This window comes from Nocardia sp. NPDC050710, from assembly GCF_040654375.1.
Lineage (GTDB): Bacteria > Actinomycetota > Actinomycetes > Mycobacteriales > Mycobacteriaceae > Nocardia.
On the sequence record NZ_JBFAHV010000005.1, the window covers coordinates 176,261 to 200,316 of the forward strand.

27 protein-coding genes and 1 pseudogene are annotated in these 24,056 nt (G+C 66.4%); 17 read left to right on the forward strand and 11 right to left on the reverse strand.

Annotated features, from left to right (window positions below):
* Positions 1-62 precede the first annotated feature (62 nt).
* Complete coding sequence (locus tag AB0H61_RS12635) at positions 63-521, forward strand: GyrI-like domain-containing protein (protein ID WP_357302705.1); 459 nt, start codon at positions 63-65, stop codon at positions 519-521.
* A 9-nt stretch (positions 522-530) separates the two neighbouring features.
* The gene (locus tag AB0H61_RS12640; protein WP_357302708.1) at positions 531-956 is read left to right on the forward strand and encodes a GyrI-like domain-containing protein; all 426 of its coding nucleotides are present in this window, start codon (positions 531-533) and stop codon (positions 954-956) included.
* Between the two features lie 83 nt (positions 957-1,039).
* Here the strand turns inward: AB0H61_RS12640 and AB0H61_RS12645 are convergent, their stop codons facing one another.
* Entirely contained in the window at positions 1,040-1,246 is a 207-nt protein-coding gene (locus tag AB0H61_RS12645; protein ID WP_357302711.1) for a DUF397 domain-containing protein, read from the reverse strand.
* Positions 1,236-2,135 carry a helix-turn-helix transcriptional regulator gene (locus AB0H61_RS12650; RefSeq protein WP_357302714.1) on the reverse strand — a complete coding sequence of 300 codons (900 nt, stop codon included), beginning with the start codon at positions 2,133-2,135 and terminating at the stop codon, positions 1,236-1,238. Before AB0H61_RS12650 ends, AB0H61_RS12645 begins: the two co-directional genes overlap by 11 nt.
* Before the next feature lie 367 nt (positions 2,136-2,502).
* On the opposite strand from AB0H61_RS12650, the gene AB0H61_RS12655 reads away from it, so the two are divergent.
* Both AB0H61_RS12655 and AB0H61_RS12660 read left to right on the forward strand, forming a co-directional pair.
* On the forward strand, positions 2,503-2,820 hold the full coding sequence (locus tag AB0H61_RS12655) for a hypothetical protein (protein WP_357302716.1): 318 nt from the start codon (positions 2,503-2,505) through the stop codon (positions 2,818-2,820).
* A complete protein-coding gene (locus AB0H61_RS12660; RefSeq protein ID WP_357302718.1) occupies positions 2,817-3,035 on the forward strand; it encodes a hypothetical protein in 219 nt (72 codons plus the stop codon). The genes AB0H61_RS12655 and AB0H61_RS12660 overlap by 4 nt, the downstream gene beginning before the upstream one ends.
* Positions 3,036-3,067: 32 nt before the next feature.
* Here AB0H61_RS12660 and AB0H61_RS12665 read toward each other — a convergent pair whose 3' ends face one another.
* Positions 3,068-4,039 carry an o-succinylbenzoate synthase gene (locus tag AB0H61_RS12665; RefSeq protein WP_357302721.1) on the reverse strand — a complete coding sequence of 324 codons (972 nt, stop codon included), beginning with the start codon at positions 4,037-4,039 and terminating at the stop codon, positions 3,068-3,070.
* A gap of 67 nt (positions 4,040-4,106) precedes the next feature.
* Here AB0H61_RS12665 and AB0H61_RS12670 point away from each other — a divergent pair, with 67 nt between their 5' ends.
* A complete protein-coding gene (locus AB0H61_RS12670; protein WP_357302723.1) occupies positions 4,107-4,445 on the forward strand; it encodes a hypothetical protein in 339 nt (112 codons plus the stop codon).
* Positions 4,446-4,489: 44 nt separating this feature from the next.
* On the opposite strand, the gene AB0H61_RS12675 is transcribed toward AB0H61_RS12670, so the two are convergent.
* On the reverse strand, positions 4,490-5,659 hold the full coding sequence (locus AB0H61_RS12675) for an acetyl-CoA C-acyltransferase (RefSeq protein ID WP_357302726.1): 1,170 nt from the start codon (positions 5,657-5,659) through the stop codon (positions 4,490-4,492).
* 112 nt (positions 5,660-5,771) lie between these two features.
* Here AB0H61_RS12675 and AB0H61_RS12680 point away from each other — a divergent pair, with 112 nt between their 5' ends.
* The 4 genes from AB0H61_RS12680 to AB0H61_RS12695 all read left to right on the forward strand — a co-directional run bounded on the left by AB0H61_RS12680 (position 5,772) and on the right by AB0H61_RS12695 (position 9,279).
* Positions 5,772-6,278: a helix-turn-helix domain-containing protein gene (locus tag AB0H61_RS12680; RefSeq protein WP_357302729.1), complete on the forward strand. Its 507-nt coding sequence runs from the start codon at positions 5,772-5,774 to the stop codon at positions 6,276-6,278.
* A 469-nt stretch (positions 6,279-6,747) separates the two neighbouring features.
* Positions 6,748-7,803 (forward strand): D-cysteine desulfhydrase family protein, encoded by a 1,056-nt coding sequence (locus AB0H61_RS12685; RefSeq protein ID WP_357302732.1) that lies wholly within the window; start codon positions 6,748-6,750, stop codon positions 7,801-7,803.
* A 101-nt stretch (positions 7,804-7,904) separates the two neighbouring features.
* The gene (locus tag AB0H61_RS12690; RefSeq protein WP_357302735.1) at positions 7,905-8,273 is read left to right on the forward strand and encodes a cupin domain-containing protein; all 369 of its coding nucleotides are present in this window, start codon (positions 7,905-7,907) and stop codon (positions 8,271-8,273) included.
* 46 nt (positions 8,274-8,319) lie between these two features.
* Entirely contained in the window at positions 8,320-9,279 is a 960-nt protein-coding gene (locus AB0H61_RS12695; protein ID WP_357302737.1) for a TauD/TfdA family dioxygenase, read from the forward strand.
* 33 nt (positions 9,280-9,312) lie between these two features.
* Here the strand turns inward: AB0H61_RS12695 and AB0H61_RS12700 are convergent, their stop codons facing one another.
* The 3 genes from AB0H61_RS12700 to ugpC all read right to left on the reverse strand — a co-directional run bounded on the left by AB0H61_RS12700 (position 9,313) and on the right by ugpC (position 13,284).
* The gene (locus AB0H61_RS12700) at positions 9,313-11,421 is read right to left on the reverse strand and encodes a tetratricopeptide repeat protein (protein ID WP_357302740.1); all 2,109 of its coding nucleotides are present in this window, start codon (positions 11,419-11,421) and stop codon (positions 9,313-9,315) included.
* 77 nt (positions 11,422-11,498) lie between these two features.
* Entirely contained in the window at positions 11,499-11,870 is a 372-nt protein-coding gene (locus AB0H61_RS12705; RefSeq protein WP_357302742.1) for a hypothetical protein, read from the reverse strand.
* Between the two features lie 319 nt (positions 11,871-12,189).
* Complete coding sequence (gene ugpC, locus AB0H61_RS12710; RefSeq protein ID WP_357302745.1) at positions 12,190-13,284, reverse strand: sn-glycerol-3-phosphate ABC transporter ATP-binding protein UgpC; 1,095 nt, start codon at positions 13,282-13,284, stop codon at positions 12,190-12,192.
* Positions 13,285-13,475: 191 nt separating this feature from the next.
* On the opposite strand from ugpC, the gene AB0H61_RS12715 reads away from it, so the two are divergent.
* From AB0H61_RS12715 to AB0H61_RS12740, 6 genes and pseudogenes are all read left to right on the forward strand, one after another.
* A complete protein-coding gene (locus AB0H61_RS12715; protein WP_357302748.1) occupies positions 13,476-14,270 on the forward strand; it encodes an LLM class F420-dependent oxidoreductase in 795 nt (264 codons plus the stop codon).
* A gap of 45 nt (positions 14,271-14,315) precedes the next feature.
* Positions 14,316-14,621 (forward strand): annotated as a pseudogene (locus AB0H61_RS12720) (peptide ABC transporter ATP-binding protein); the annotation flags it as partial.
* 103 nt (positions 14,622-14,724) lie between these two features.
* Complete coding sequence (locus AB0H61_RS12725) at positions 14,725-15,021, forward strand: hypothetical protein (RefSeq protein WP_357302751.1); 297 nt, start codon at positions 14,725-14,727, stop codon at positions 15,019-15,021.
* 125 nt (positions 15,022-15,146) lie between these two features.
* Positions 15,147-15,986, forward strand: a complete 840-nt coding sequence (locus tag AB0H61_RS12730; RefSeq protein ID WP_357302754.1) for an alpha/beta hydrolase — start codon at positions 15,147-15,149, stop codon at positions 15,984-15,986.
* 56 nt (positions 15,987-16,042) lie between these two features.
* Complete coding sequence (locus AB0H61_RS12735) at positions 16,043-16,315, forward strand: type II toxin-antitoxin system Phd/YefM family antitoxin (protein WP_357302757.1); 273 nt, start codon at positions 16,043-16,045, stop codon at positions 16,313-16,315.
* Positions 16,312-16,560, forward strand: coding sequence for a type II toxin-antitoxin system RelE/ParE family toxin (locus AB0H61_RS12740; protein ID WP_357302759.1), 249 nt, complete (start codon positions 16,312-16,314; stop codon positions 16,558-16,560). Before AB0H61_RS12735 ends, AB0H61_RS12740 begins: the two co-directional genes overlap by 4 nt.
* Here AB0H61_RS12740 and AB0H61_RS12745 read toward each other — a convergent pair.
* Genes AB0H61_RS12745 through AB0H61_RS12760 form a run of 4 tightly spaced genes read right to left on the reverse strand, consistent with a single transcriptional unit; the run spans position 16,523 to position 22,259 of the window.
* On the reverse strand, positions 16,523-17,815 hold the full coding sequence (locus AB0H61_RS12745; protein WP_357302762.1) for a hypothetical protein: 1,293 nt from the start codon (positions 17,813-17,815) through the stop codon (positions 16,523-16,525). The two genes, AB0H61_RS12740 and AB0H61_RS12745, sit on opposite strands and share 38 nt — an antisense overlap.
* Positions 17,812-19,770: a tetratricopeptide repeat protein gene (locus AB0H61_RS12750; protein WP_357302765.1), complete on the reverse strand. Its 1,959-nt coding sequence runs from the start codon at positions 19,768-19,770 to the stop codon at positions 17,812-17,814. The genes AB0H61_RS12745 and AB0H61_RS12750 overlap by 4 nt, the downstream gene beginning before the upstream one ends.
* Positions 19,771-20,796, reverse strand: coding sequence for a hypothetical protein (locus AB0H61_RS12755; protein ID WP_357302766.1), 1,026 nt, complete (start codon positions 20,794-20,796; stop codon positions 19,771-19,773).
* Entirely contained in the window at positions 20,796-22,259 is a 1,464-nt protein-coding gene (locus tag AB0H61_RS12760; protein WP_357303194.1) for a hypothetical protein, read from the reverse strand. Before AB0H61_RS12760 ends, AB0H61_RS12755 begins: the two co-directional genes overlap by 1 nt.
* A gap of 150 nt (positions 22,260-22,409) precedes the next feature.
* Between AB0H61_RS12760 and AB0H61_RS12765 the strand changes: the two genes are divergently transcribed.
* Entirely contained in the window at positions 22,410-22,952 is a 543-nt protein-coding gene (locus AB0H61_RS12765; protein WP_357302769.1) for a lipoprotein LpqH, read from the forward strand.
* 102 nt (positions 22,953-23,054) lie between these two features.
* Complete coding sequence (locus tag AB0H61_RS12770) at positions 23,055-23,849, forward strand: hypothetical protein (RefSeq protein WP_357302771.1); 795 nt, start codon at positions 23,055-23,057, stop codon at positions 23,847-23,849.
* The last annotated feature ends 207 nt before the right edge of the window (positions 23,850-24,056 follow it).

The window sequence follows — 24,056 nt, forward strand, 5'->3', positions numbered from 1 at the left end:
AGGGAACGATGCGGAAGGATATGCGCTCGAGCGACGACAGACTAGACATAGGGGCTACGCCGGTGGATTTCAATGTCGTTGACCAGCCCGAGACGCTGGTGGCTGGGACGGTACTGCGCAGCCCGGCGCTCGCGGTCGAAGGCCCACGCCGTGCCAAGGTGGAGGAGGCGTGGAAGCGAAATCTCGCGCGTCGCCTGCCCGGCCCGCCGACCACCGCATACGTCGATCATGCGCCGGAGATCAATTCATACCTGACCCATATCGTCGGCTACCGGTGCCGCAGTCTCGCCGACCTGCTGCCGGGTGACGTGTTGGCTCGGGTGCCCGCGGGGCGCTTCGCGCGATTCACGGCGAGTGGTGACAATCTCGGTGACACGATCGTCAGTATTTGGCGGGCGGTGTGGGACGCGGAGGCCGCGGGGAGGTTCGTCCGGTCCTATACCGGCGACTGGGAGCATTATCCCGATTCCCGCACGGTCGAGGTATTCGTGGCGCTGGCGACCGAACCGAGTGACGGGTAGGAACTGACTGTGGACTTCGAGATCGTCACATTGGACGAAAGCCTGGTCGCCGGACTAACGATCCCGCTGGCCGGGCGCGAGGTGACCGCGCGCGATCTGGATCTGGTGAACTTCACCTGGGATCGCTATCTGGCCAGGGAGAAGAACGTGCCGCGCGTCGCGGCCTATATCGGGCAGAACGATCACGCCGTCGCGGTGCTCGGCTACGAGGTCGGGGATATGGACGAGATGGACGCGGGCGATGTGCTGACCCGCATCCCGCACGGGCGCTACGCGAAATTCGTTGTCTCCGATAAGCCTTACGATCTGTTGCGCACCGCGTGGGCCCAGGTCGCCAAGGCCGAGAGCGCGGGCATCATCACCCGCTCGCATACCGCGGAGATCGAGCGCTACACCGGACCGACCTCGGTCGAGGTGTACGTCTCACTGGACTGAAACGTCAGGCCTGCGTGCCGTGTATACGGAAAGCGGCCCCCAGCCGGGGGCCGCTTTCGGCTAACGGGCTCAACCCGGTTGGCTCACGGGCGGTCGAACTCGCCGTCGGTGACACCCGCGGTGAAGGCGGTCCACTCGCCGGGGGTGAAGATCAGCGCCGGACCGGTGGGGTTCTTGGAGTCACGGACGCCGACCTTGTCCCCATCGAGGAATGCGACCTCCACGCACTGCCCGCTTGTCTCGCTGTAGGTGCTCTTGAACCAGTGCGCCCCGGACAGGTCAACGTCCACTGTCAAATCTCCTTGCTACCTGCCGGAACAGGTCTCGCGTCGTTGTCGTATCCAACGCAGTGCGCCGAACGGCCTCGGCGAATTCATGGTAGCGCCGGACAAGTTCGGGCCGCTCCAGGTATAAATCGCTGCTCATCGCACCATCGAGATACACAACGGGCGGCTCGACAGGCTGGCCTTTGCTGTCGGTGCCGAAGTCGAGCAACACAAACGGGATCGCGGGCAGACCCCAAACGGAACCTGCCGTGAATGGGTGTACTCGAAGGGAGACGTTCGGCAGCTTGCTCATCTCGGCGAGTCGGCGCAGCTGTGTGGACATCACCTTGGGGCCGCCGACAACTCGATGTAGAGCGGATTCGTGGAGCAGTACATCCAGCGTGAGCGGGCTTGCTTTGCGTGTGACGATGATCTGCCGCTCGAGTCGGACCTGTACTCGCCGCTCGATGTCTTCCTCGTTGCCATCGGCGAAGAACGCGCTGATCATGCCTCGTGCGTAGTCCGCGGTTTGCAGCAGGCCTGGTATCAGTTCTTGGTACGACACCAGTGTGCGTGCGGATCGTTCCATGCCGACGTACATATTGAACGCGTCCGAGAAGAGTCCGCCGAGAGAGGTGATCCCGCCCTCATCCCTGGCCGCCGCTGCTCGCGACGCGAGCCCCACAGCTCGCTCGGTCTCGTCGGCATCTACTTCGTACAGCGAGCACAGTTCGCGTACGTCCTGGCGTCTGGGATTGACGGTGCGCCCGGCCTCCAAGCGCTGTAGAGCGTTATAACTGAGCTGGACTTCCCTCGCTGCGTGCTGGATCGTCAAGCCTTGTCGCTCACGGGTTTCGCGGAGGAACCTACCCAACTGGCGGCGCAGCAGGGTCGGAGACTCGTCCTGGGACATCGCATCGCTCCTCGATGTGAACTCAATTCCGCGGGATTTCTGAACACGTCTTACCGCACATCCGCACACCTTCCTGGGGCTTTGAACAAGTTCGTCTGAACATTCAGATTTGGCTAGTGCACGTGGGAAGCCGGTGGTGTGCTACGTGAGCGCCCGGAGATAGCTCACTTCCCACACCAGGAGTTGTCAGGGGCACCGGGCGCACCTAAATCACCGTGACAGGGGGTTCACAATGCCCGCGCCAGCTGCACCCGGTGACGTCCTTCATGGGTGTCACTATCTCCGCACCGTCAGCGGATTGCCTTGCCACATAGACGAACACAGCCGTCTCGCCGTGTTGGTCGGTGGGAACGTCGGTGCCCTGATCATGTCCGAGTACTGGGGCCATTGCGTCAAAGACCGACTCTCGGGCTTCGGCATGGTCGGGCCGATCGTCTGGCATCCGTTCAATCAGCTCACCGTCATCACCGGCCTCTACGATCCGGCTCACCTCGATCAGCGGCGAGTCTCGGAGGTGCTTCGGGAGACAGATTCGGTACTGATCGAGCCGGGCCAGGTGCTGACCCTGCCGACACCGGGAGACAGCAGCCGGGGATGGGAAACACCGCCACGAAACAGCTTTCGACCGGCGATGTCGTCCGTGCTTGCCGCACTGGTCGCGTGTGTGGATCAGCGGCGTCGATGAACGCCGATATCTCCCCGTTGCCGCACGAGCAAGATGTTCATCTGTCGGTGTTCCTGCACGGGCTTCGATTCGACTACAAAGCCTGTGTGACGGCGGCTTTCGTATTCGTGCAGGTGTGGCGGGACACGCACTTCGAGGATGCTGTGACCGTATTCGCTGGCGGTACGAGTGGCCTCCCACGGCTTCCGAACGAACGGCTGTACCTGGAGCCGTGAGACAGGTTCGGCCGTGACGCGGCAAGCGCGAGTTATTGCGAGTCGAGCAGTTGCCGAACACGACGGAAACGGTTGTGCCACCACGTGACTCGCGCAGGGTCGGGGTGGCGGTAGCGGTCGAGCAGTTCGGGGTCCGGTTGCGGCGGGGTCCGCGGGACGGGGAGATATCCGTCGACCGGGCGTAGCGATTCGGCGACCATGTCACCCTCGAACAGCGAGAGGGTGCCGAGCCCGCAGGCGAAGTCGAGGTCGGGCAGCGCGCCCGCCAAAGCCAGTTGGGCGGCGAGACCGACGCTGGTTTCCAGCGCCGAGGAGACCACACAGGGCAGCCCCGCGGCCTCGGCGACCCGCAGTGCCCGCCGGACCCCGCCGAGTGGAGTGCATTTGAGGACGGCGATATCGGCGGCGCCCGCCACCGCCACGCGCAACGGATCCTCGGCGCGGCGGATGGATTCGTCGGCGGCGATGCGGACGTCCACCTTGCGGCGCACCTCGGCCAATTCCTCGATGGTCCGGCACGGCTGTTCGACATACTCCAGACCGCCTGCCGCGCGATCGATGCGGTTGATGTGCGCGATCGCGGTCGGAACATCCCAGACCGCGTTGGCATCCACCCGCACGGCTCCGTCCGGGCCGAGTGCGGCGCGGACCGCCTCGACACGGGCCAGATCCTCGCTCAGCGATTCGGGATGGTCGGCGACCTTCACCTTCGCGGTGCGGCAGCCGGATCCCACGACGATCGCGTGCGCGCGTTCCGGATCCACCGCGGGCACCGTGCAATTGATCGGGATCCGATTCCGCACCGGCTCCGGCCATCCGAGGGTGATCTGCTCCACCGCGGTGGCCAGCCACCCCGCCGCCTCCCGGTCGTCGTACTCCGGAAACGGACAGAACTCACCCCACCCGAGCGGCCCGGGAATCAGCATCCCCTCCCGCACGGTGATGCCACGGAAGCGTGTCCGCAGCGGGATCGCGTAGACAACGGGCTCGATATCGTCGGTCATCGGCTGCCAGCCTACGGAACGGATGTGGCATTCGGCCGTACGCGCCGTTCCGGTCCATGCTGAAAGTATGGGTTCGGATCCGAGACGCTGGTTGGCCGAGATCCTGCGGGTGCTATCGGCCGCGGTATTCGCCATCGGATGCGGCTGGTTGGCGGCGAGTCTCATTCCGCTGTACGACCTGGTGGCGCGCGGCGTCGATACCGGGAGCGGCGCACGCTATCTGCCGCTGGCCCACGGCGTCGCGTGGACCGGCATCGCCTTGTCCGCGGTGGCGGCGGGTATCCAACTGGCGGAACGGCTTCGGGCGCGCCGACCTATCGGCTGGACGCCGCTGGTCGCGGTGCCGTTGATTGTGGAATCCTGGCTGGTGGGGCTACTGGTCGCGCTGGTGCTGGTCTCGATCTGAGTGGTGGCGGCGCCCGGCCGAGTGGGTGGGCGCCGCCTCGTATCTCAGAGCCGCTCGAGGATCGTGGCGTTGGCGAGACCGCCTGCCTCGCACATGGTTTGGAGGCCGTAGCGGGCGCCGCGTTCCTGCATAGCGTGCACCAGGGTGGTCATCAGCCGGGCGCCGGAGGCGCCGAGTGGGTGGCCGATGGCGATGGCGCCGCCGTTGACATTGACCCGCGACAGGTCGGCGCCGGTATCGTGCGCCCAGGCCAGCACCACCGGTGAGAAGGCCTCGTTGATCTCCACCAGATCGATATCGGACAGCTGGAGTCCGGCCCGCTGCAAAACCTTCCGGGTGGCGGGGATGACCGCGGTGAGCATCAGCAGCGGATCGTCACCGGCGACGGCGAAGCTGTGCAGCCGGGCCAGCGGCTTCAGTCCGAGTTCGCGGGCGCGTTCACCGGTCATGATCAGGACCGCGGCACTGCCATCGCTGACCTGGCTCGCCGTGGCCGCCGTGATCTGCCAGCCGATTTCCGGGAAGCGGGCGGCCATGGCTTCTTCGTAGTACGCGGGCCGCAGCGTGGCCAGGGTTTCCAGGGTGCTGCCCACCCGGATGCCCTCATCGGTCCGGAGGCCCGCGATGGGGGCCAGTTCGCCCGTGAAGGAACCGTTCTTCGTTGCCAGGGCGGCCTTTTCGTGGCTGCCGAGGGCGAACTCGTCGAGCTGTGCGCGGGTCAGGCCCCAGCGCGCCGCGATCAGTTCGGCGCTGATGCCCTGTGAGACCAAGCCCTCCGGGTACCGCTGCGCGAAGCCGACGCCGGAGAGATCGTCGGATCCGATCATGTTGGCGCCCATCGGAATCCGGCCCATCGACTCGACGCCCGCGGCGACCACGATGTCGTACGCGCCGGATATGACGCCCTGTGCGGCGAAGTGGATGGCCTGCTGGCTGCTTCCGCACTGCCGGTCCACGGTGGTCGCGGGCACCGATTCCGGATAGCCCGCGGCCAGCGCCGCCCGCCGGGTCATATTGGCGCCCTGCTCGCCGACCTGGGTGACGATGCCGCCGATCACATCGTCGATGAGGGCGGGGTCGATGCCGCTGCGGTCCGCGATCTCGCGCAGGCTGTGCGCGAGCAGGTCCACCGCGTGCACGTCGTGCAGCGCGCCGTTGGGCTTGCCCCTGCCGATCGGGGTGCGTACCGCCTCGACGATCACCGCGTCTCTCATGGTGCTTCCTTTCGGAGCGCGAGCCCGGCCTCCGGCCTGACTCTATTGGCTTATAGTCAGAGTAACGTCTGGATATAGTCGACTCAAGTCAGAAATCGCTATGATGTGCGTCATGGCAGCCGTAATGGAAGGACCGTTGGCCGATCTGAGCTCGTGGCAACCCGAGGGATGCTCCATCGCCAGAGCGATGGATCTGATCGGCACCCGCTCCGCGATCCTGATCCTGCGCGAGGCGTACTACGGCACCCGCCGGTTCGACGGTTTCGCGGCTCGCGTCGGCATCACCGACGCGGCGGCCTCGGCGCAACTGCGCAAACTGACCGAGGCGGGTCTGCTGGCCAAGCGGCCGTATCGGGAGGAGGGCAAGCGCACCAGGCACGAGTATGTACTCACCGATATGGGCCGCGACCTGCTGCCCGCGGTACTGGCACTGATGCAGTGGGGCGACAGCTACCTACAGCCCGGCCCGCCGCCGCTGCTGCTGGTCGAGGAGTCGACCGGCGCGCCGGTGCGCGTCGAGGTGCGCAGCGCGAGCGGCACCGAGATCACCCTGGAACAGCTCGGGGTGCGGCTCAACGAGGACTATCGGCGCGTGCTGCGGGGCGGCGGCACGGCGTAGTCGCAGGTGGTAGGGGTGACAAGGCTGCGAGGCCACGGGGTCGTCTGGTCGAGGTGCCGGTACATGGTGGGCGGGTGACGCCGAACTCGGCAGCGATTCGATCAACGGTGGAGCGGCGTTTGCCTTGCTTGTGAGTTCGTCGTACATCTGGTGCCGGTGACGACCGCAGCACCGGGTATGACCCAGGCATGTAGCTGAGCTGGGCCGCCACGGAGCTGCACATTGCCACTGCGAGTCCGCCGGCTTATCTGCGAGTCGCTGACGGAGTGCCGTCTGTTCGGTCACCATGCTGGCTATCTCCGGGTTGATGCGTGATCCGGGATCGAGTCCGAGGACCCGATGACGCGTCTCTCGTTCGACAGCTACTTCTCGGGCCTTATCGTGGCGGCGAGGACCGACTTGCCGTTGGGCACCGAGAATGCCAATTGTTCAGTGCGACAGCTAGTTTACCGATCCTAAGGAGGCCTCGATGGTCAAGCTCCCGGTCGATCTGTCCCGATTTCCCCGGGTTGCCTTGGGTAACTGGCCCACACCGCTCGAGGATTGCCCGCGTCTGACGAAGGCGCTCGGCGGGCCGCGCATTCTCGTCAAACGCGACGACGTCAACGGACTCGGCGTCGGCGGCAACAAGCTGCGCAAACTCGAGTTCCTGTTGGGTGCGGCGCTCACCGAAGGCGCCGACACGATAGTCACTTTCGGCGGAGTGCAGACCAACCACGGTCGCCTCACGGCGGCCGCGTGCGCCCGCCTCGGGCTGCGCTGCGAGCTGGTTCTGACCCGACGGGTGACCCGCGTGCCCAGGTCGAACACGCTTGTTGCGCCGCAGAACGGTGAGGCGTACGAGCGGTCCGGCAATGTTGTACTCGACCGGCTTTACGGTGCACGAGTGCATGTGTGTGATGACGACTTCCAGGCCGAGGTCGCCGCTGAGCGGATCGTCGCGGGATTGAACACGCAGGGTCGCAGGGTCGCTTCTATACCGGTCGGCGGATCCAATGCGTTAGGCGTGCTCGGCTACCTGGCCAGCGCTCTCGAACTGAGGGCGCAGCTCGAGAGCATGGACGAGAGGGCAAGCCGCATCGTGTGCGCGATCGGCAGCGCCGGTACCGCAGCCGGTCTCGCGCTCGGCACTGCGCTGATGCACTGGCCGGTGACCGTGGATGCAGTGTCTGTGTCGAACACGGTGCAGGAGTGCCTTGCCGATATCGACCGACTGGTCGGCGACGCGGCGACGCTGCTCGGTGTGCGCTCACCAGTGCTGGACCACGTGCAGGTGACCGACCGTGCGCTCGGCGAAGGCTACGGGATGACCACAGCGGCGGTGTGGGATGCGATCCGGTTGTTCGGTCGTACCGAGGGCATCACCCTCGATCCCGTCTACACCGGTAAGACGGCCGCCGCTCTCATCGACGCGATTCGCGGCGCTGAGATCCCCGCTTCCGAAACGGTGGTGTTCCTGCACACCGGCGGTCTTCCTGGTCTTTTCGGGTATGTACCAGAGCTGATCGAGGAGGCTGAGGGCTGACCCGTCTGCCGACACCTGCCACGATTTTCGAGGATTCGGAACGAAAACTCCTTGTGATCACAGACATTGACTGTTCTCTGGGCGTCCGTCAGAATCGCTGTATGGCAGGTGAGTCACCTATTCGAGCCATGATCGCACGCAAGAGCCTCGTTGATCAGAGTCCGCCGCACGGTTTTGTCGAGGACTGCCTGTTCCCCTGGCCGGAGGCAGGTCTTCCGCCATTCGGTGCGATGAGCTGTTGTATCTCTGCGGGTGCGCGATCCGACCCCGACAGCCATAACCAGGACGAGATCGCTTTCATCTACCGCGGATTCGGGGAAGTCATCATTGGGGCGGATGTTTCGCCGATACGTCAGGGGGACGTCGTATTGATACCGCGCAATGCCGACCATATCTTCAGCAACACCAGCAAGGAGGGGGATCTAGCATTCTTCTCCGTGTGGTGGCCGCGGATCGAACCGCAGACCTGACGCCGGAGCAGCGATGCCAGGGGAAGCATTCACGGTGGCGAAATATATGCTGTCCGCCAACGAGATCGAACAGGTGTACTGGCTCGCGGACTCGCTCGGCGAGCCCGGGCAACGCATCGACGACGGGCTCTTCCTCGCCCGGGTCGCGATGCATGCAAGGGAGCTACCGCGCAACCTGCGGCGCTTCCTGGCGGATTTCCGGGCGAGCAACCGGTCTCCCGCGTGCCTGGTGCTCGGCTATCCCGTCGATGAGGTGCGTATGGGCCCTTCGCCGACGGCATGCAATCGCCTGCGCGAGAAGACGATCGATGAGATTCGACTGGAAATTGCGGCGATCCTGATCAGCTCATGCCTCGGTGATGTCTTCGGTTGGCGACTTCAGCACGAGGGCTCCATCATCCACGATTTGGCACCGAGGCCCGAACATGAGGATGTCGGTCTCGGAACCGGTAGCCGACAGCACATCAACTGGCACACTGAGGATTCCTTCCATCCGTACCGTGCCGACTATGTTGGGCTGTTCTGCGTGCGCAACAGCCACAGAGTGGCGACGACGATCGGTGCGCTCGACCCCGATCAGTTGAGCAAGCGGCACCGTCGACTTCTCTCCGCTCCACTCTTCACATTTCGGCCCGACCCTTCCTATCTGATGTCGAAAGCCCATCCGCTGCCCGGTACGGATCGAGGTGGAATTCTGTTCGGCGACCCAGAAAATCTCTGCCTGCGGTTCGATCAGGATTACATCGACTGGCCGGACGATATAGATGGGATCGCTGAAGCGGTCGAGACGCTACGGCGTGTCATCGAAGCAAGCCTGATCCACATGCCGCTGAGGTCGGGAGATTTTCTACTGCTGAACAATCGGCGCGCGGTGCATGGCAGGCCAGCGTTCACGCCCACTTATCGGGGAACCGACAGGTGGCTCAAGCGGATCAATATCACTCGAAATCTGGAGCGTTCTCGCCGACGTCGACAGTCCGACTTCGATCGGGTGATCTACGTCTGACCGCAACGGATTCTGAACGGCGTGTCCACAGTTTCAGCCGAGGCTTTCTTCGTCGAGATCGGCGAGTTCTCGTCGAACGCGCTCCGCATCGGTCGGGCGGTATTTTTCCTTGTAGATACGCAAGGCCGCGGCCCACGCCTCGCGGGCCAAGTCGGAACGACCCTGTGTGGCGTGAATCTGCCCCATCCGGTCGAGGGTATCGGCCTGGTAGTAGGTGCTGTTGAGATCGCGGAACACCGCGAGAGCGTCCCGATAGAAGTCGAGAGCGTCCTCCAGTCGGTGGGTGCGCTGCGCCACATATCCCAGGCTGACAAGGGTATTCGCCTCGCCTACGCGGTAGTCGTGCCGCCTGCAGAGGCGAAGTGCCGCCTCGCAATGCTCCTGCGCCTGCCCGAAGTCGCCGAGTCGAGATTCGAACCATCCTGTCGCATTGAGCATCGCTGCCTCCCGAACCTCTTGGCCGAGAGCTTGATACAGATGTAACGCGGCGGTGGCGTGCTCCAGTGCGCTCCGGTCGTTTCCTTGCCTCCCGCAAGCCCAGGTGAGAATCCGGTGGGCATGCGCTTGTGCGAGCGGATCGTCGGCATCTTCGGCCACTCGTAAGGCATTGCCCAATTCACGGAGAGCGTCGGCGTGGTTGCCCAGATTGAGGTGGGCGTCACCGAGCAGCCGGTGCGCCAACGACAGAACGGCGGGGTTTCCGACTGCGCGCGCGGAGATCAGACTGGTCTCCCAGGCTGAGCGCCATTCGTGCAGGTGCCCGCGTCTGTAGTGAAAGGTGTCGAGCGACCAAGCCAGCTGCCACGCAGAATTGTGCTCGCCCAGCTCAACAGCGAGCCGCTGAGTGGCGAGCAAGTTGGCGTGCTCGGCTTCGAACCAGGCATCTGCTGCCGCCCGGTCACGCAAGGCAAGCGGGTGGCAGTCGGGACCGGGCTCGTTGATCTCGATCGGATGCCGGTGTGGATCCAGCAGGCGCTCGGCGGTGTGCGCGGTGTGCAGGTAGAACGCCATCAGCCGGCGTAGCGCCGCGTGCCGTCTGCTTTCGGACAGACTCTGGCGAGCCTGTTCGGTTGCGTACAGGCGGAGCAGATCGTGGAAGCTGTAGCGACCCGGTACCGGTTGACTCACCAGGTGAGCGACTTCCAGCTGAAGTAACTGTGCCCGGATGCGGGCCACGGGAAGCCCGGCCAACTCTGCCGCCGCCACGAGACTGATGTCCGGTCCCGATGCGAGACCCAGCAGCCCGAATAATGCGGCGACGTCGTCGGGCAGCGCTCGGTAGGAGAACGAGAACACGGCCCGCAAGTTCAGGGGGATCTCTCCGGCATCCAAATAATCGAGCCGAGCGTTCTGATCACACAGTTCGTCGGCCAGCGCAGCCAGGGGAAAGCTCGGGTGGGCGGTTGCGCGGGCGGCCACGATGCTCAGAGCCAACGGTAGGCCCGCGCAGTATTCCAGGAGCTCGACTACGGCGTTCGGCTCAGTATTCAGTCGTGCCTCACCGATGTGACCGGCCAACAATTGGCGGGAGTCGCGCTCGGGCAGCACCGTCAAATCCACCAACCGCGCCCCGTGGCCCACGACCAGCCCGGCCAGATGAAGACGACTGGTGACCAATACGGTGCAGGCGCGGCCACCCGGCAAAAGCGGGGCAACCTGCTGTGTCTCGCGGGCATTGTCCAACACGATCAGCATGCGTCGGTCGGCCACCAGGCTGCGATACAGCCCGATCTGCGCGTCCAGATCGACGGGTAGCTTGGTCGGATCCTCACCAAGCGCGTGTAGGAAGCCCCGCACCGCCTCGGCGACCGACATCGGTTCGGCGGTTGGCGAGAATCCCCGCAGATCGACGAACAGCTGGCCGTCGGGAAACCGGTCTGCGTATTTATGTGCCCAATGCACCGACAACCAGGTCTTCCCGATGCCGCCGACGCCTCCGATAGCCGAAATCACCACGGTCGCAGCGGATCCCGACGCATCCTCTAGCATATCTGTTAGTGTGGCCAGCTCCGTCTCGCGTCCAGCGAACCGGCGTGGCGCCGGCGGCAGTTGCCTCGGCACCACTCGCTTGACAGTGTCGCCGCTGAAGAATTGATTGTGCTGATCGCCGCCGGATTGAAATACCTTGCCGTGGCCGAACACCTTTGCTTGCTGCTCAGCCTGTCGAGCCGGATCCGCGTTGTGGTCACTCGGCGAATGTGCCTCAGGCATAGCGGAACTCAAACTCCGCGGTTGTATTGGTCCCGACCGGCCTGGAATATGCGAGCGTCACCGGATGCGGTGGCGGTCTGTACAACATGCTGCACCTGAGCCTGTTCGTCGGCTGACAATGCCGGGGTCCATTGCTTGTCCAGCAGGTTGCGTAGTTCCGCCTCGAGGGCGGGATGGTCGGCCAACAATCGACTAAATTTGCGCTGCCAGTCCTTGGCCAGCTCATGCTCGGTATCCGTATCACCAGCTTCGCGCGCCGCCAGCACCTCTCCCCGAACGTCTGTCAATTCCGCCTCGATGGCCGGAACTCGCTCCGGGTGGACTCGGCGCCACAGCGCGGCCGCGCCGGCCCGAATCTCCTTCCATCCGTCAGTAGCCATCGCCGTCACCAACGTCGTGCCTGCCACCAACAACAGTGGGTCCACATATCCCCCCAAGGTTCGAGATGCCGAACAATGTTCTGCGGCCAGTCTATGCCGCAGCTCGTGTTGTCGTACGTAAAAGCCTTACGGCATGGGAGAGTTCATCGCTGAACAGAACTCGATGCCGCACATCGTCCATGTCTCGTGCCGCCGTGGAGACACCAGATGACCGCGATCGGTCGCCACCCAACGCCACTGGCATTCCCCCGGTGGGACCGTCCGCGCACGCGAAAGCCGGGCCGGCGACGAACCGCCGCCGACCCGGCTTCGGGGACATTCAGTTCAACCGGCTGCCGTCGGCGGCCGAGAAGAAGTAGGTGTGCTCGGCGCTGGTGGTCAGGTGCACCCGGGTGCCCTTGGCCGGGGGGTTACGCCAATCCGCCCGCGCCACAATGGATTCACCCGCACCGTTGAGCTGGCCCTCGGCGACGGTGCGGCCGTAGATGTAGGCATCGGAGCCGAGCTCCTCCACCACATCGACCTCCATCTCGATGCCCTTGGTCAGCCCGCCGTTGCCGAGCTCGAAGTGCTCGGGCCGGATGCCGACGACCACGGTACCTTCGGTCGAGTCGGCCACCGAGCGCGGCAGCGGCAGCGCGTATCCGCCCAGCGTGACGCTGCCGTTGTCCACCGGAAGGGTGAACATATTCATCGCGGGCGAGCCCATGAACCCGGCGACGAACGCATTGGCCGGGTCCCGGTACAAATCGCGCGGGGTCGCGCACTGCTGCAACAGCCCGTCCTTGAGCACCGCGACCCGGTCGCCCATGGTCATCGCCTCGACCTGATCGTGGGTGACGTACACGGTGGTGGTGCCGAGGCGGCGCTGCAACTGCGCGATCTGGGTGCGGGTCTGAACTCGCAGCTTGGCGTCCAGATTCGACAGCGGCTCGTCCATCAGGAACACCTGCGGCTGGCGCACGATCGCCCGGCCCATCGCGACCCGCTGGCGCTGGCCACCGGACAGCGCCTTGGGCTTGCGGTCCAGATAGGGCTCCAGGTCGAGCAGCTTGGCCGCCTCCAGCACGCGCTGTTGCTTCTCCGCCTTGGCGACCTTGGCCAGTTTGAGCGCGAAGCCCATATTCTCGGCGACGGTCATATGCGGGTAGAGCGCGTAGTTCTGGAACACCATCGCGATATCGCGTTCCTTGGGTTCGGCATGGGTCACATCGTTGGCGCCGATCAGGATCCGCCCGCCGTTCACCTCTTCCAGTCCCGCGAGCATGCGCAGCGAGGTGGATTTCCCGCAGCCGGACGGGCCGACCAGAACCAGGAATTCGCCGTCGCTGATCTCCAGATCCAGCTGGTCGACGGCCGGTTTCGCCGCGCCGGAGTAGAGCCGGGTCGCGCCGTCGAAGGTCACTGATGCCATGACAAATACACATCCCATCACCGGCAGGAACGTGCCGGACGATCCGAGTAAGGGTTGACCGGCGATCCTACGGTGTTTGCGCGTTTCGCGCACGATCTGCTCGAGTTCGCGCGAGCGGCAATTGCCCGGCCGAATCGGGGTCGCGCCGGTAGCCTCGATCGGGAACCAACCCGAACTGCGAGGAGCGCCTCATGAGTCGTCCTGTTCGTATCGGAGTTCAACTACAGCCGCAGCACGCGCCCAAGTACCGACTCATCCGCGACGCGGTCCTGCGGGCCGAGGACGCTGGCGTAGATATCGTCTTCAACTGGGACCACTTCTATCCCCTGACCGGCGATCCGGTCGGCGCGCACTTCGAATGCTGGACCATGCTCGGCGCCTTCGCCGAACAGACCGAACGGGTGGAGATCGGCGCGCTGGTCACCGGCGGCGGCTACCGCAATCCTGATCTGCTCGCCGATATGGCGCGCACCGTGGACAACATCAGCGACGGACGCCTCATCCTCGGCATCGGCGCGGGCTGGTTCCAGAAGGATTACGACGAGTACGGCTACGAGTTCGGCACCGCGGGCACCCGGCTCGCGCTGCTGAAGGAGAATATGGCCCGGCTCACCGCCCGCCTGAAGAAGCTGAATCCGCAGCCCGCGCGTCGGATCCCGATCCTCATCGGTGGCGGCGGGGAGAAGAAGACGCTGCGGCTGGTCGCCGAGTACGCCGATATGTGGCATACCTTCGCCGACCTGGACATGCTCGCGCACAAGAACCGGGTGCTCGCCGAGCACTGTGCCGCGGTCGGCACCGACCAGGCTCGGATCGAGCGATCGGTGAACTGGCCGGGGGTCGAGAAGGCGCCGGAGTTGGTCCGGGCGGGTGTGACGACCTTCACCATCGGTATCAGCGGACCCGACTACGACCTGGGCGAGGTCGAGCGGGCGGTGCGCTGGCGCGACGAGGTCAATCCGGAGCCGGTCAGCGGGATCGCCTGAACCTGCCCCACCCGAAGCATGCCCCGGAGGGTAGCTGCGGATTAGCACCTGTTCCCGCACAAGACCGTCGCGGATAACGTCGCGCTGGGCCCGCGCAAACTGCGCAGCCTTTCCAAGGATGCGGCACGGACGTTGGCGGTCGAGCAACTCGAGGTCGTCGGGCTGGCCGATCTGGCCTCCGGCGGCATGTCGATGGTCGTCGTGACGCATGAGATGGGCTTCGCCCGCAGCGTCTCCGACAGTGTGGTGTTCATGGACGCGGGTCAGGTGGTGGAGACCGGGACACCGGACGCGCTGTTCGACAACGCGCAGACCGACCGGCTGCGGCGGTTCCTGTCACAGGTGCTGTGAGGCCGTTGTAGCGTACGATCAGCTACCTGCATGGATGCGCACCTGTTAATGTGTTTATGTGCACAGATCCGCTTGTTCATGAGCATGGGAAGAAGGAATTCCGATGACCACAGCACATGCGCAGCACACCGAACACGATCACGTTCACGGCCCGGGTTGCGGCCATACCGAGGTTCCGCACGGTGATCACGTGGACTACGCGCACGACGGCCACCTGCATCGCGAGCACAACGGTCACTACGACGAATGCGAGCCGTCGGGTCACGTCGAGTGCGCCTCCCACGAGCACGTGCACGGCCCCGGCTGCGGCCACCAATCGGTCCAGCACGGCGACCACGTCGATTACCTGCACGATGGCCACCGCCACGCGGTCCACGATGGGCATTACGACGAGCACTGACCGCGCATCGCCGCCGCGGACGACGGCCGGGTAGCCGTCGGCGCGGCGGTTGGGCGGCGCGTCGCCCGCGTCCGGCAACCCCGGTTCGGTAATTTCGTCCGGCCGTGCCCGCTAGGGTCGACCGTGTGATCGAGGCAATCAAGGTTCCCACCGCGGCAGGTACCTTCGACGCGCTCGCCTGCGGGGCGGCGGGTGGGCGCGAAGTGCTATTGCTGCACGGGTTTCCGGAGGCGGCGATCCAGTGGGAATTCCAGCTCGGCGCGCTGGGTAACGGCGGCTGTCAGGTCGTCGCCCCGGATCAGCGCGGGTATTCGCCGGGCGCGCGTCCCGAGCGGGTTACCGATTACCGGCTGGAGGAACTGGTCGGCGATGTCGCCGCGATCGCCGACGAACTCGGCTGGCAGCGATTCGACCTCGTCGGACACGACTGGGGCGGCTACGTCGCCTGGGCCGCCGCGGCCGCCTTCCCGGCCCGCGTCCGCACCCTGACCGCGGTCTCCACGCCGCATCCCGCCGCTTTCCTGCGAGCCATGGCGGAGGATGAGGACCAGGCCCAGCGCTCCCAGTACTTCGATTTGTTCCGCAAGCCCCGGGTCGCCGAGCGGGTGCTGCTCGCCGACAATGCCGCCCGGCTCCGCAGGCTCTTCGACTGGAAGGTCCCCGAAGACCGCATCGACGACTACGTTCAGCGCCTCACCCAGCCCGAGGCTCTCACCGCGGCGCTGAACTGGTACCGCGCCATGCATCTCACCGGCCCCACCCCCGCTGTCGAGGTCCCCACCCTCTACGTCTGGAGCACCGACGACGGCGCCATCGGCTCCACCGCCGCCCTGTCCACCGCTCAGCACGTGACCGGTCCGTACCGCTTCGAAATGCTCGAAGACATCTCGCATTGGATCCCGGAACAGGCCCCCGAAGCCCTCACCATGCTGATCATGGAACACCTGCTGGCCCACCGGGGCTGATATTCACCGTCGGCCATCCGCAACCGGTGACGCTTCGAATATGTAACATGTTGAACATGAGTACACACAGCCTGCGTGATCTGCGGATGCAGCTCGGTGCCATCGTGCGCGGCGTGGCTGCGAGCGGCGAGGAAGCGATCATCACCGACAGCGGCAGCGAGGTCGCGGTGATCATCTCGATGGCCGACTACGAGCGGCTGCACGAGCATGCCGATCTGGTGGACGCACTGCGGCTGCGCCGCTTACGTGAGTCAGGCTACGAAGTCATGTCGATGTCGGAGATGCTCGACGCGTTGGGCGTCGATCCGGCCTCGGTCCTGGCTTCGTGAGAGCACAGTTTCATCCCGACGTACTGAAGCAGCTGCAGAAGCTGCCCCGCGACGTACTCGAAACCGCGCTGCACGCCATTATCGGGCTGACCGAGGACCCGCGGCCGACCGGTGCGAAGAAGCTTGTCGGTCAGGATGATTGGCGCATCCGGATCGGGCAGTACCGCATCGTGTACGAAATCGACGACGGCGAGCAGGTCATCACGATCATGACGGTGGCGAAACGGTCGGATGCGTATCGGTAGCGGTATCGACGGTGGCGAAGGCGGACCAGAGCAGGGGGGAGTATTCGATTGTCCGTAGGGTGCGCCAATTCGCGAGTTGTTCGCGTTGCCAGTCGGCGAGGGTGGTGACCGGGTCGGGGTGTTCGTGTGCGGTGTCGATGGCGCAGATGGCGGACTGGAGGGGGCGGGTGCCGGGAGCGGTGCCCGCGATGCGCTGGAACGCCAGATCGGTGGGGAGCGGCCAGCGGCTGGCGGTGACCAGTTCGGCCCCGCCGTTGAGCATGGCGGCGGTGAGTCCGAGTGCCTCGGAGAAACGCAGGTCGCCGCCGCTTTCGCAGGCGATGAGGGCGACCCGGCTCGGAATGGGCCAGAGTTCGCCGCCCGCGACGGGTTCCGGGTCGAGCGTGTGGGTGCCGAGGAGCAGATCCTTGGCGGAGAGGGGACGGTGGGTTCGGGTGGGTTCGGCGAAACCGCGGGTGTCGGCGGTGCAGGCCAGGTGCAGTTCCGCGTTCTCGCTGCGGCCCGATTCGGGGGCGGCGGCGGTGACATGACCGACATAGATCAGGCGGCTGGCACCTTGACGCAGGGTGTCGCTCAGCCATCCGCGGTCCAGATCGGTGCGGCGGAAGGCGTCGGCGGGGTCGGTGACCGCGGGCGATAGCCGTTGCCGCGAAAGGTATTCGGTGATTCGCTCGATGAGCGGGGTTGCGGTGCTCATGCGGCCGAGTACCGATCCGAGTGCCGAGTCGGCCCGGAATCCGGGGATGCGGGGGTCCAGAACCGCGACGATCGGCAGGTCACGATCATCGGTCCAGCAACGGGCAACGCGGCCCGGTGCGTGCACGATGCCCGCGGGGGCGAGCAGGCTGAGATCGGCGATATCGATCAGCCGCAGCGTCGGGGCGGGCGCGATGATCTCCCAGGGCACCTGTGCCACCCGGGGCGAAGGCTGTAGCCGAATATGCGGGCGGATGCCACGCTGGTGGAGCTCGGCGAGTTGCTCGGCCAGCCCGACGGGCAGCAGTGCCCGGGAAAGAGACTGCGCCAGAAGGTATTCGGTGTCGTGATCGGCGAATGCGCCGGTGCGCAGGGCGCGTTCGAGCCCATCGGGATCGCTCGGATCCGGCAGGGCGTCGGCCAGCCGCCGCACCGCCTCATCGATCGGCGTACCGGGCAGCATGCTCGCACCCCGCGGCGCGGTCTCCCCGACCCATCGCCAGGACATGTACAGATCGCCCGCATCGGCCATGCGCACCAGGACGGTCGGCCGCGTCATGCGGGCACCACCCGGTTGTCGCGTACGCGGCGCCCGTACCGCTGCTCGGCGGCGGCGATATAGGCGGCGAGGGCGATATGCCCGTCGGGTGCGACCGCGAGGCGTGGTGGCGGTGCGACGGGAAGGCCGGCGCCGGCCGCGATTTCGGCGAGGGCGGCCCCGAGCTGGAGCGCACTGGTTCCGGTCCTGCGATCCGCGGCGGGCGATGCGGTTCCGGCCATCAGCGTCGGACCCTTCGGGTTCTGGCCGGTCTCGCTCTTTCGGTCGTCCACTGCGGCCGGGTGCGGGTCGGCAGTCGCGCCGGAGTCGGCGGGTCCGTCCGTCCGATGGTGCGCCGCGCTCGCGTCGGTCGTCGCGCTGTGTGAGGGGATCGGCTCGGCGGCCGGATCCGTCGGGGGAACGGGTGTGCTCGTCCGATGGTGCGCCGTGCGCGCGCCGCTCGCCACGCCGTGCGCCCCGCTCTCGTTGGTCGTCACGTCGTGCGATGGGGTCCGCTCGGTCGTCGCGCTGTGTGAGGGGATCGGCTCGGCGGCCGGACCCGCTGGGGGAACGGGTGTGCTCGTCCGACGGTGTGCCGCGTTCCCGTCGGTCGCCGCACCGTGGGGCGGGGTCCGCTCGGCCGCCGGATCCGCCGGGGGTTCGAGCAGATCGAGCGGGAGCCGTCCGCTGTGGCGGCTTTCGGATCTGTCGATATTCAATGCCGCACCGGCGCACTGTGTCTCGATCAGATCGGCGATGAGCGGTCCGTTGCCGCAGAGGTAGGCGAAGCGGAATGCCAGGCGCATGGCGGGGTCGGCGATCTGGCGGTTCCACTGTTCACGCTGGTGGCCGTTGGCGAAGGTGTGCCGGACCGCGTCGATGGCGACGGCGGAGGTGACCGCGAGATCGGCGGCCGCGGTGAGAATGTGCGCCGGGGGCGCGGGCATCGTGTCGATGACCGCCTCGAGGAGGCTCGCATGCCAGAAATCGATTTGGGCGCAGTGTAATCCGAGGCCGCGTTCGGCGTAGGCATGAAAGGCCGCGCCGAGGAGCTGTTCGCCATCCTCCGGCTCGCCGATGAGGAATGCGACGGTGGCCAGCCGCACCTGCACGTCGGCGGCGTCCAAGACCGCGCCGGAGGCGTGGAAGTAGTCGAAACTGCGGCGGTACAACTCGCGCGCCTCGTCCAGCAGGTCGCGGCCCTCGGCGAGATACCCCATGGTCTTGAGACCGACGCCGGCGCGATGTCCGAGTCCGGTCCGTTCGAAATACTGCTGGCTGGCCCGCAGCAGCGGTTCGGCCTCGTCGAAGCGGTTCAACCGGACCAGCATGGTGGCCTGGTTCTGCTGGGTCTCGGCGACGGCATTGTGATCGCCCGCCGATTCGAAGGCGGCCAGCGCCTGCGCCGCGAAATCGACGGCGAGGTCGCGGTTGCCGATCTCGAAATACGCCCCGGCCAGGTTCATCAACGGATGTCCGGCCAATTGCGGCGCGAAACGTACTGCGGCGTCGAGGGATTCGGTGGAGAGCTCGATGGTGTGCATCCACTGTCCGCGGTGGAAGGATACGGCGCTCAATGACAATAGACAGGCGACACGCAGCATGCCGTGCTCCTGCGCGTCGGCCGTGGCGAGCAGGGTCCGGGCCGCCTCCAGCGCGGATTGCGCCTCGTCGAGTTCACCGAGGTGCTGCAGCGCCTGCGAATAGTTGATCAGTGCCGAGGCGCGCTTTTCCACCGCGTCCGCGGGGATCTCGGCGAGAGCCTCGCGGTACCAGCCGATCGCGGTGGTGTGCTCACCCAGCTCGTCTGCCATGCTCGCCGCATTGATCAGCGCGCTCAGGCGCAGAGCGCCGGTGCCGGTGCGGGCGGCCTGCTCGAAGATCCGCAGTGCCTCGGCGACCTCGCCGCGCTGGTAGGCGGCGGCACCGGCGAGCAATACTTCGCGGCCGTCGTCGGCTGGAGTGTCCTGGGTCATCTAGAAGTCCGAATCCGATGCGGCGGCGGCGATCTCGGTGCGCAGGGGTGCGTCGTAGGCGGTGTCGCCGGTATCGGCCGCGCGACGCAACCGCGCGGCCGCGAGATCGCGGACCCGTCGGCGGATTTCCGCTGCGCTCGCCTCCGGCATCGTGGATATGCCTACGCCGGGTACGTAGATCTCCACCGCTGTCACGGAATCCGCGGCGGCCTCACCGACCCAGGTGTCACCGGCCAGCGTCAGCGCGGTATCGGTCGCCGACCCCGAATCGGTGCGCACCGATGCTCGTGGCCGCAGCCGCGGCGCGACCTCGCCGGCGACCTGTGGTGCCGCGACCACACGCACCCGGACGATATTGGCCCCGGACTCCCGGATCAGCTCCCACGACACCGCCCGCTCCGATGCGTCGATGAGCCCCGGCGGGCAGCGCCGCCAATCCCATCCGCCGACGCCACGGGTCAACGTCATGGCGCGGCCGTCGCCACCACTTCCCGCGGCCAGGGCGTAATCGTCTCGGCGCGCGGCCATATCGACGGTGTGCTCCGTCGTGATCGGTGGCACGGCATCCGCGCCGTCCACCAGGAGGTCGCACGCCTCGGTCAGGGTGGCGATCTCCGCGTCGAGCAGCCGCTGATCCAGCGGCGTGATGCCGTCGACGGTGGAGGCGGGCCACCACCGGGCGGCCCAGTGCGCGTAGCCGAGCCGCCACGCGCTCGCCGCGAGGTCCGGCAGGGCGGGTTCGGCCGACACGTCGAAGGTCGCGTCCCGATCGCCGGGGAAATCCGCCACGGCCATCGCCACCCGCTCGCCGTACACCGCCCAGAGCCACTCCTGGGCCGAGTCGATATCGTCGACGACCGCCGCCGGAAGCCGTTGTCCGGCAAGCAGACCCCAGGACAGCTGACCGCCGAGCGCCTCGAGGACGAGGGTGTCGATCTCGGGTGTCCCGTCCAATACCGTCGGTGCGCCGGCGGGTGCGATGATCCAGATCCCGTCGCCCGCGGGCCGGATGCTCACGTCGGTCATCAGCTCGCCCTCGATTCGGTCGAATCCGGGTCCATCGCGAGTGCATCGGCGCTGAGTGCATCGGCGCTGAGGGCGTTCTTCACCCTCGTCCGATGATCGAGCATCACCGACCGGGCCACGCCGTCGAGCAGATCCCACAGTTCGTCCGGGTCGAACACCCCCGCCTCGCGAACATCGCGGCCGTGCAGGCGAACCCAGAGCCGACGCAGGTACGGCCGCCACGGGGTGTGTAGCTCGGACGCGATGGCGGCGAGAGGGTTGTCCGGCGGTAGTGCGGCGGAAGTGTCCACCATGAGCCGTCGCGCCTGGAGCACATAGGCCTCGCGCTGCCAGCGGCTGTTGATGACCCGCTGCGCGGGGGTTTCGGCGCCCTCCGGGCCGGAGCCGTCGTTACCCGCCGCGGTCGTGGGTGTGCCGATCGCGCCGGATGATGCGACCGGTTCCGCGGGGTCGTCCCCGCCGGTGTGCCGCTGCGCGCCGAGTCGCCGCGGGCCGAGTGGTTGTCCGTTGATCGGCGAAAGACCGACGGCGAGTACGGCTCCGGCGGAGGCGGTCACTCGCAACGATTCATCCAGCAGGGCCCACGGCGCGCAGCTCCGGGCGATCTCCATGGTGACCAGCTCCGGAATCGGCGGCAGTTCCGCCCGTTCGCTCGAGGTCTGTAGCACCGTGAAGACCCGCTCGTAGATGGTCCGGTCGAAAGGTAGCCCCAGACTGGACTTGGACGCCGAGGCGCCCAGCGCCGGTCGCTGTGGCACGGGCTGCGCGGTCAACCCCAGCCGATATGCGCTCGGCCCGGATTCGCGCTGCCACAGGGCGATTCCGGAGTGCGTACCGGCGTGCGCGGCCACCAGACCGTCCAGCAGCCGCTGCCCGTCGCCGTCGTCGTCGCCCTCCAGCCGGGCGCCCGCGGCGGCATCGAGCAGTTCGGTCAGCGCGCGGATATGTGCCCCGGAGGGCGGACCCGCCGCCGGTCGCCGCCGCCAGGCCAGTTCCAGGAGTGCGCCGAGTTCACGCGCCCTGGACTCCTCGGTGACGTGCTGTTTCAGCGCCCGGGTGGTGCGCCCCGCGGCGAATTCGTGAATATCGCGCAGCGCCGCCTCGGCGGTATCGCGGTGCCGCAACGGATCCGGATGACCCTCGGTCGTCGCGAGCTCGAAACAGCGCTGGAAATACAGATCCTGGGGGTGTCCCTCGGTGATCCGCAACGCCCGGCGAACCTGTTTGAGCAGCGTGAACCAGGCGGCCGTCGCGCGAAGCACATCGGCGCCCGCGTGAATTCTGGTGGCGAGCAGGGTCGCACCGTCCTCGGTGAGGATCGCGCCCGCACAACTCGGATGCTGTACGGGACGAATCACCAGCGGATCGAGGATGAGTTTCACCGTGCGACGCAGTGGCCCGCCGGTGGGTCCGCTGAGCGGTTCGACGCCGTCGAGCCTGCGCCACACCTCATCGAGCACCATGGCGCGCGGTCGTCGCATTCGACCAGGTTAACGGAGTTTTGCCGGAATCGGACCGCCGAAACCTGGGATCGGTAGGGCGCGCGAGGTTCCTACCTTTCTTTCAACGGCACCACCGAGGAGCCGGATGAACCGAAAGACAAGGACACAGCAATGAACACCAAGATCCGCTTCGCCACCACCGCGGTCGCCGCCTCTGCCGCCGCCGTCGCCCTCTTCGTCACCGGATGCAGCGACGATTCCGGCAGCTCCGCCCCGAGCCCGTCCGGCAAGCCCGCCACCTCGGCGGCTCCCGTGGCACCGGCCGGGGGCAAGTCGGCCGCCGCGGTCGACGGCAAGACGCTGGACGGCAAGTTCGACACCACCTGCGCCAAGCAGGGCGCAACCCTGGCGCTCGCACTGACCGACACCAACAGCGCGACCTATGGTCAGCTGAGCGTCAGCGCCACCATCGACGGCGACACCGTCCAGGCGGTCGGCATCGCGGGCAGCAAGGGCGGCTCCAACGGCCTGCCCTACGCGGTCGGCTACGGCAACGGCCAGCCGGGCGGCTCGGCCAAGGTGGTCAAGGACGGCAACACCTTCAAGGTGACCGGTGAGGGCGTCGGCGCACCCGACCTGACCAATCCGCTGGCCGGTCCGACCACGTCGAAGTTCGACATCACCTTCGCCTGCTCGACCATCGTCGGCGGCTGATCCGCATCCGCTCGAATCCCGCGCTCCCGCAATCGAATCGCCGAGAGCGCGGGATTCGAGCGATATCCACTCTCGAATCTCGCTGACCAGCAAAGGAAAACCATGAAGACCAAGGCTCGCGCCCTCGCCCTCGCATTCGGCGCCGTGGCATTCGGCTACTACCTCTGGCACGGACTCACCTTCCAGAGCGACTCCCCGTACGACAGCGGTTGGGTCAGTTGGCAGATGTCGCTGCCGATCATCGCCATGACCGTCGTTCCGATGGTCTTCGCCTTCACCGGCGACGGCATACTTCAGGCCCTGACCGGCGCCAACAGCTCGGAGTTCCGGGGTGGCCAGATCGGCCTCGGCACCGTGAAGTCGTTCCACCACACCGGCGTGACCCTCAACGATCAGCCGCAGGTGCGGATCGAATTCAGCGTCGAGGGCGCGGACGGCAAGGTCTTCGACTCGGCCGCGAAAATGATCGTCCCGCTCACCGAGCTCGGGCTGCTGCGGCCCGGGGTGGTGCTGCCGGTGCGGTATCTGCCGGGCCGGACCGACAAGGTCGAGGTCGATCTGTCGGGTAACAGCGCCGAAGCGCAGCGTGCGATGAACGAGTCCATGATCCGAAAGGGCTTCACCACCAAGGCCAAGCTCGATATCGCCGAGCGTGGTATCCCCGCGCAGGCCGTGGTGCAGTCGCTGTCGGTTCCGGGCGAGATCCGCGACGGGCACTCCAAGATCGAGCTCGGACTGGTCGTCACCCGGCCCGACGGGTCGACCTTCGGTACCCGCGCCGAGAAGTTCCTGCCGCCGGCCGCCGTCGGCAACGTACAGGTCGGCCGGATCGTGCAGGTGTTCTACCTGCCGGAGAATGAGCTGGAGGTGGTGCTGGCGCTGCCGGTCAATGCCTGATTCCCGACGACCGATACCCGACGCGGGCTCCGCGACCCGCCCGACCATCCGATCCCTGTCCCGGCGTCCGCCCCCGCATCTAGGGCGAACGCCGGGATATTCTTGTTTTCCGAGGCCCGGCGCACTCCCGGCTAACTGAGGGTTACCTAATTGGTCAGTCGTTCACCTGTGTGTTTCCTCTGGATAGCTTGGGGCGTTTAGCGTGCG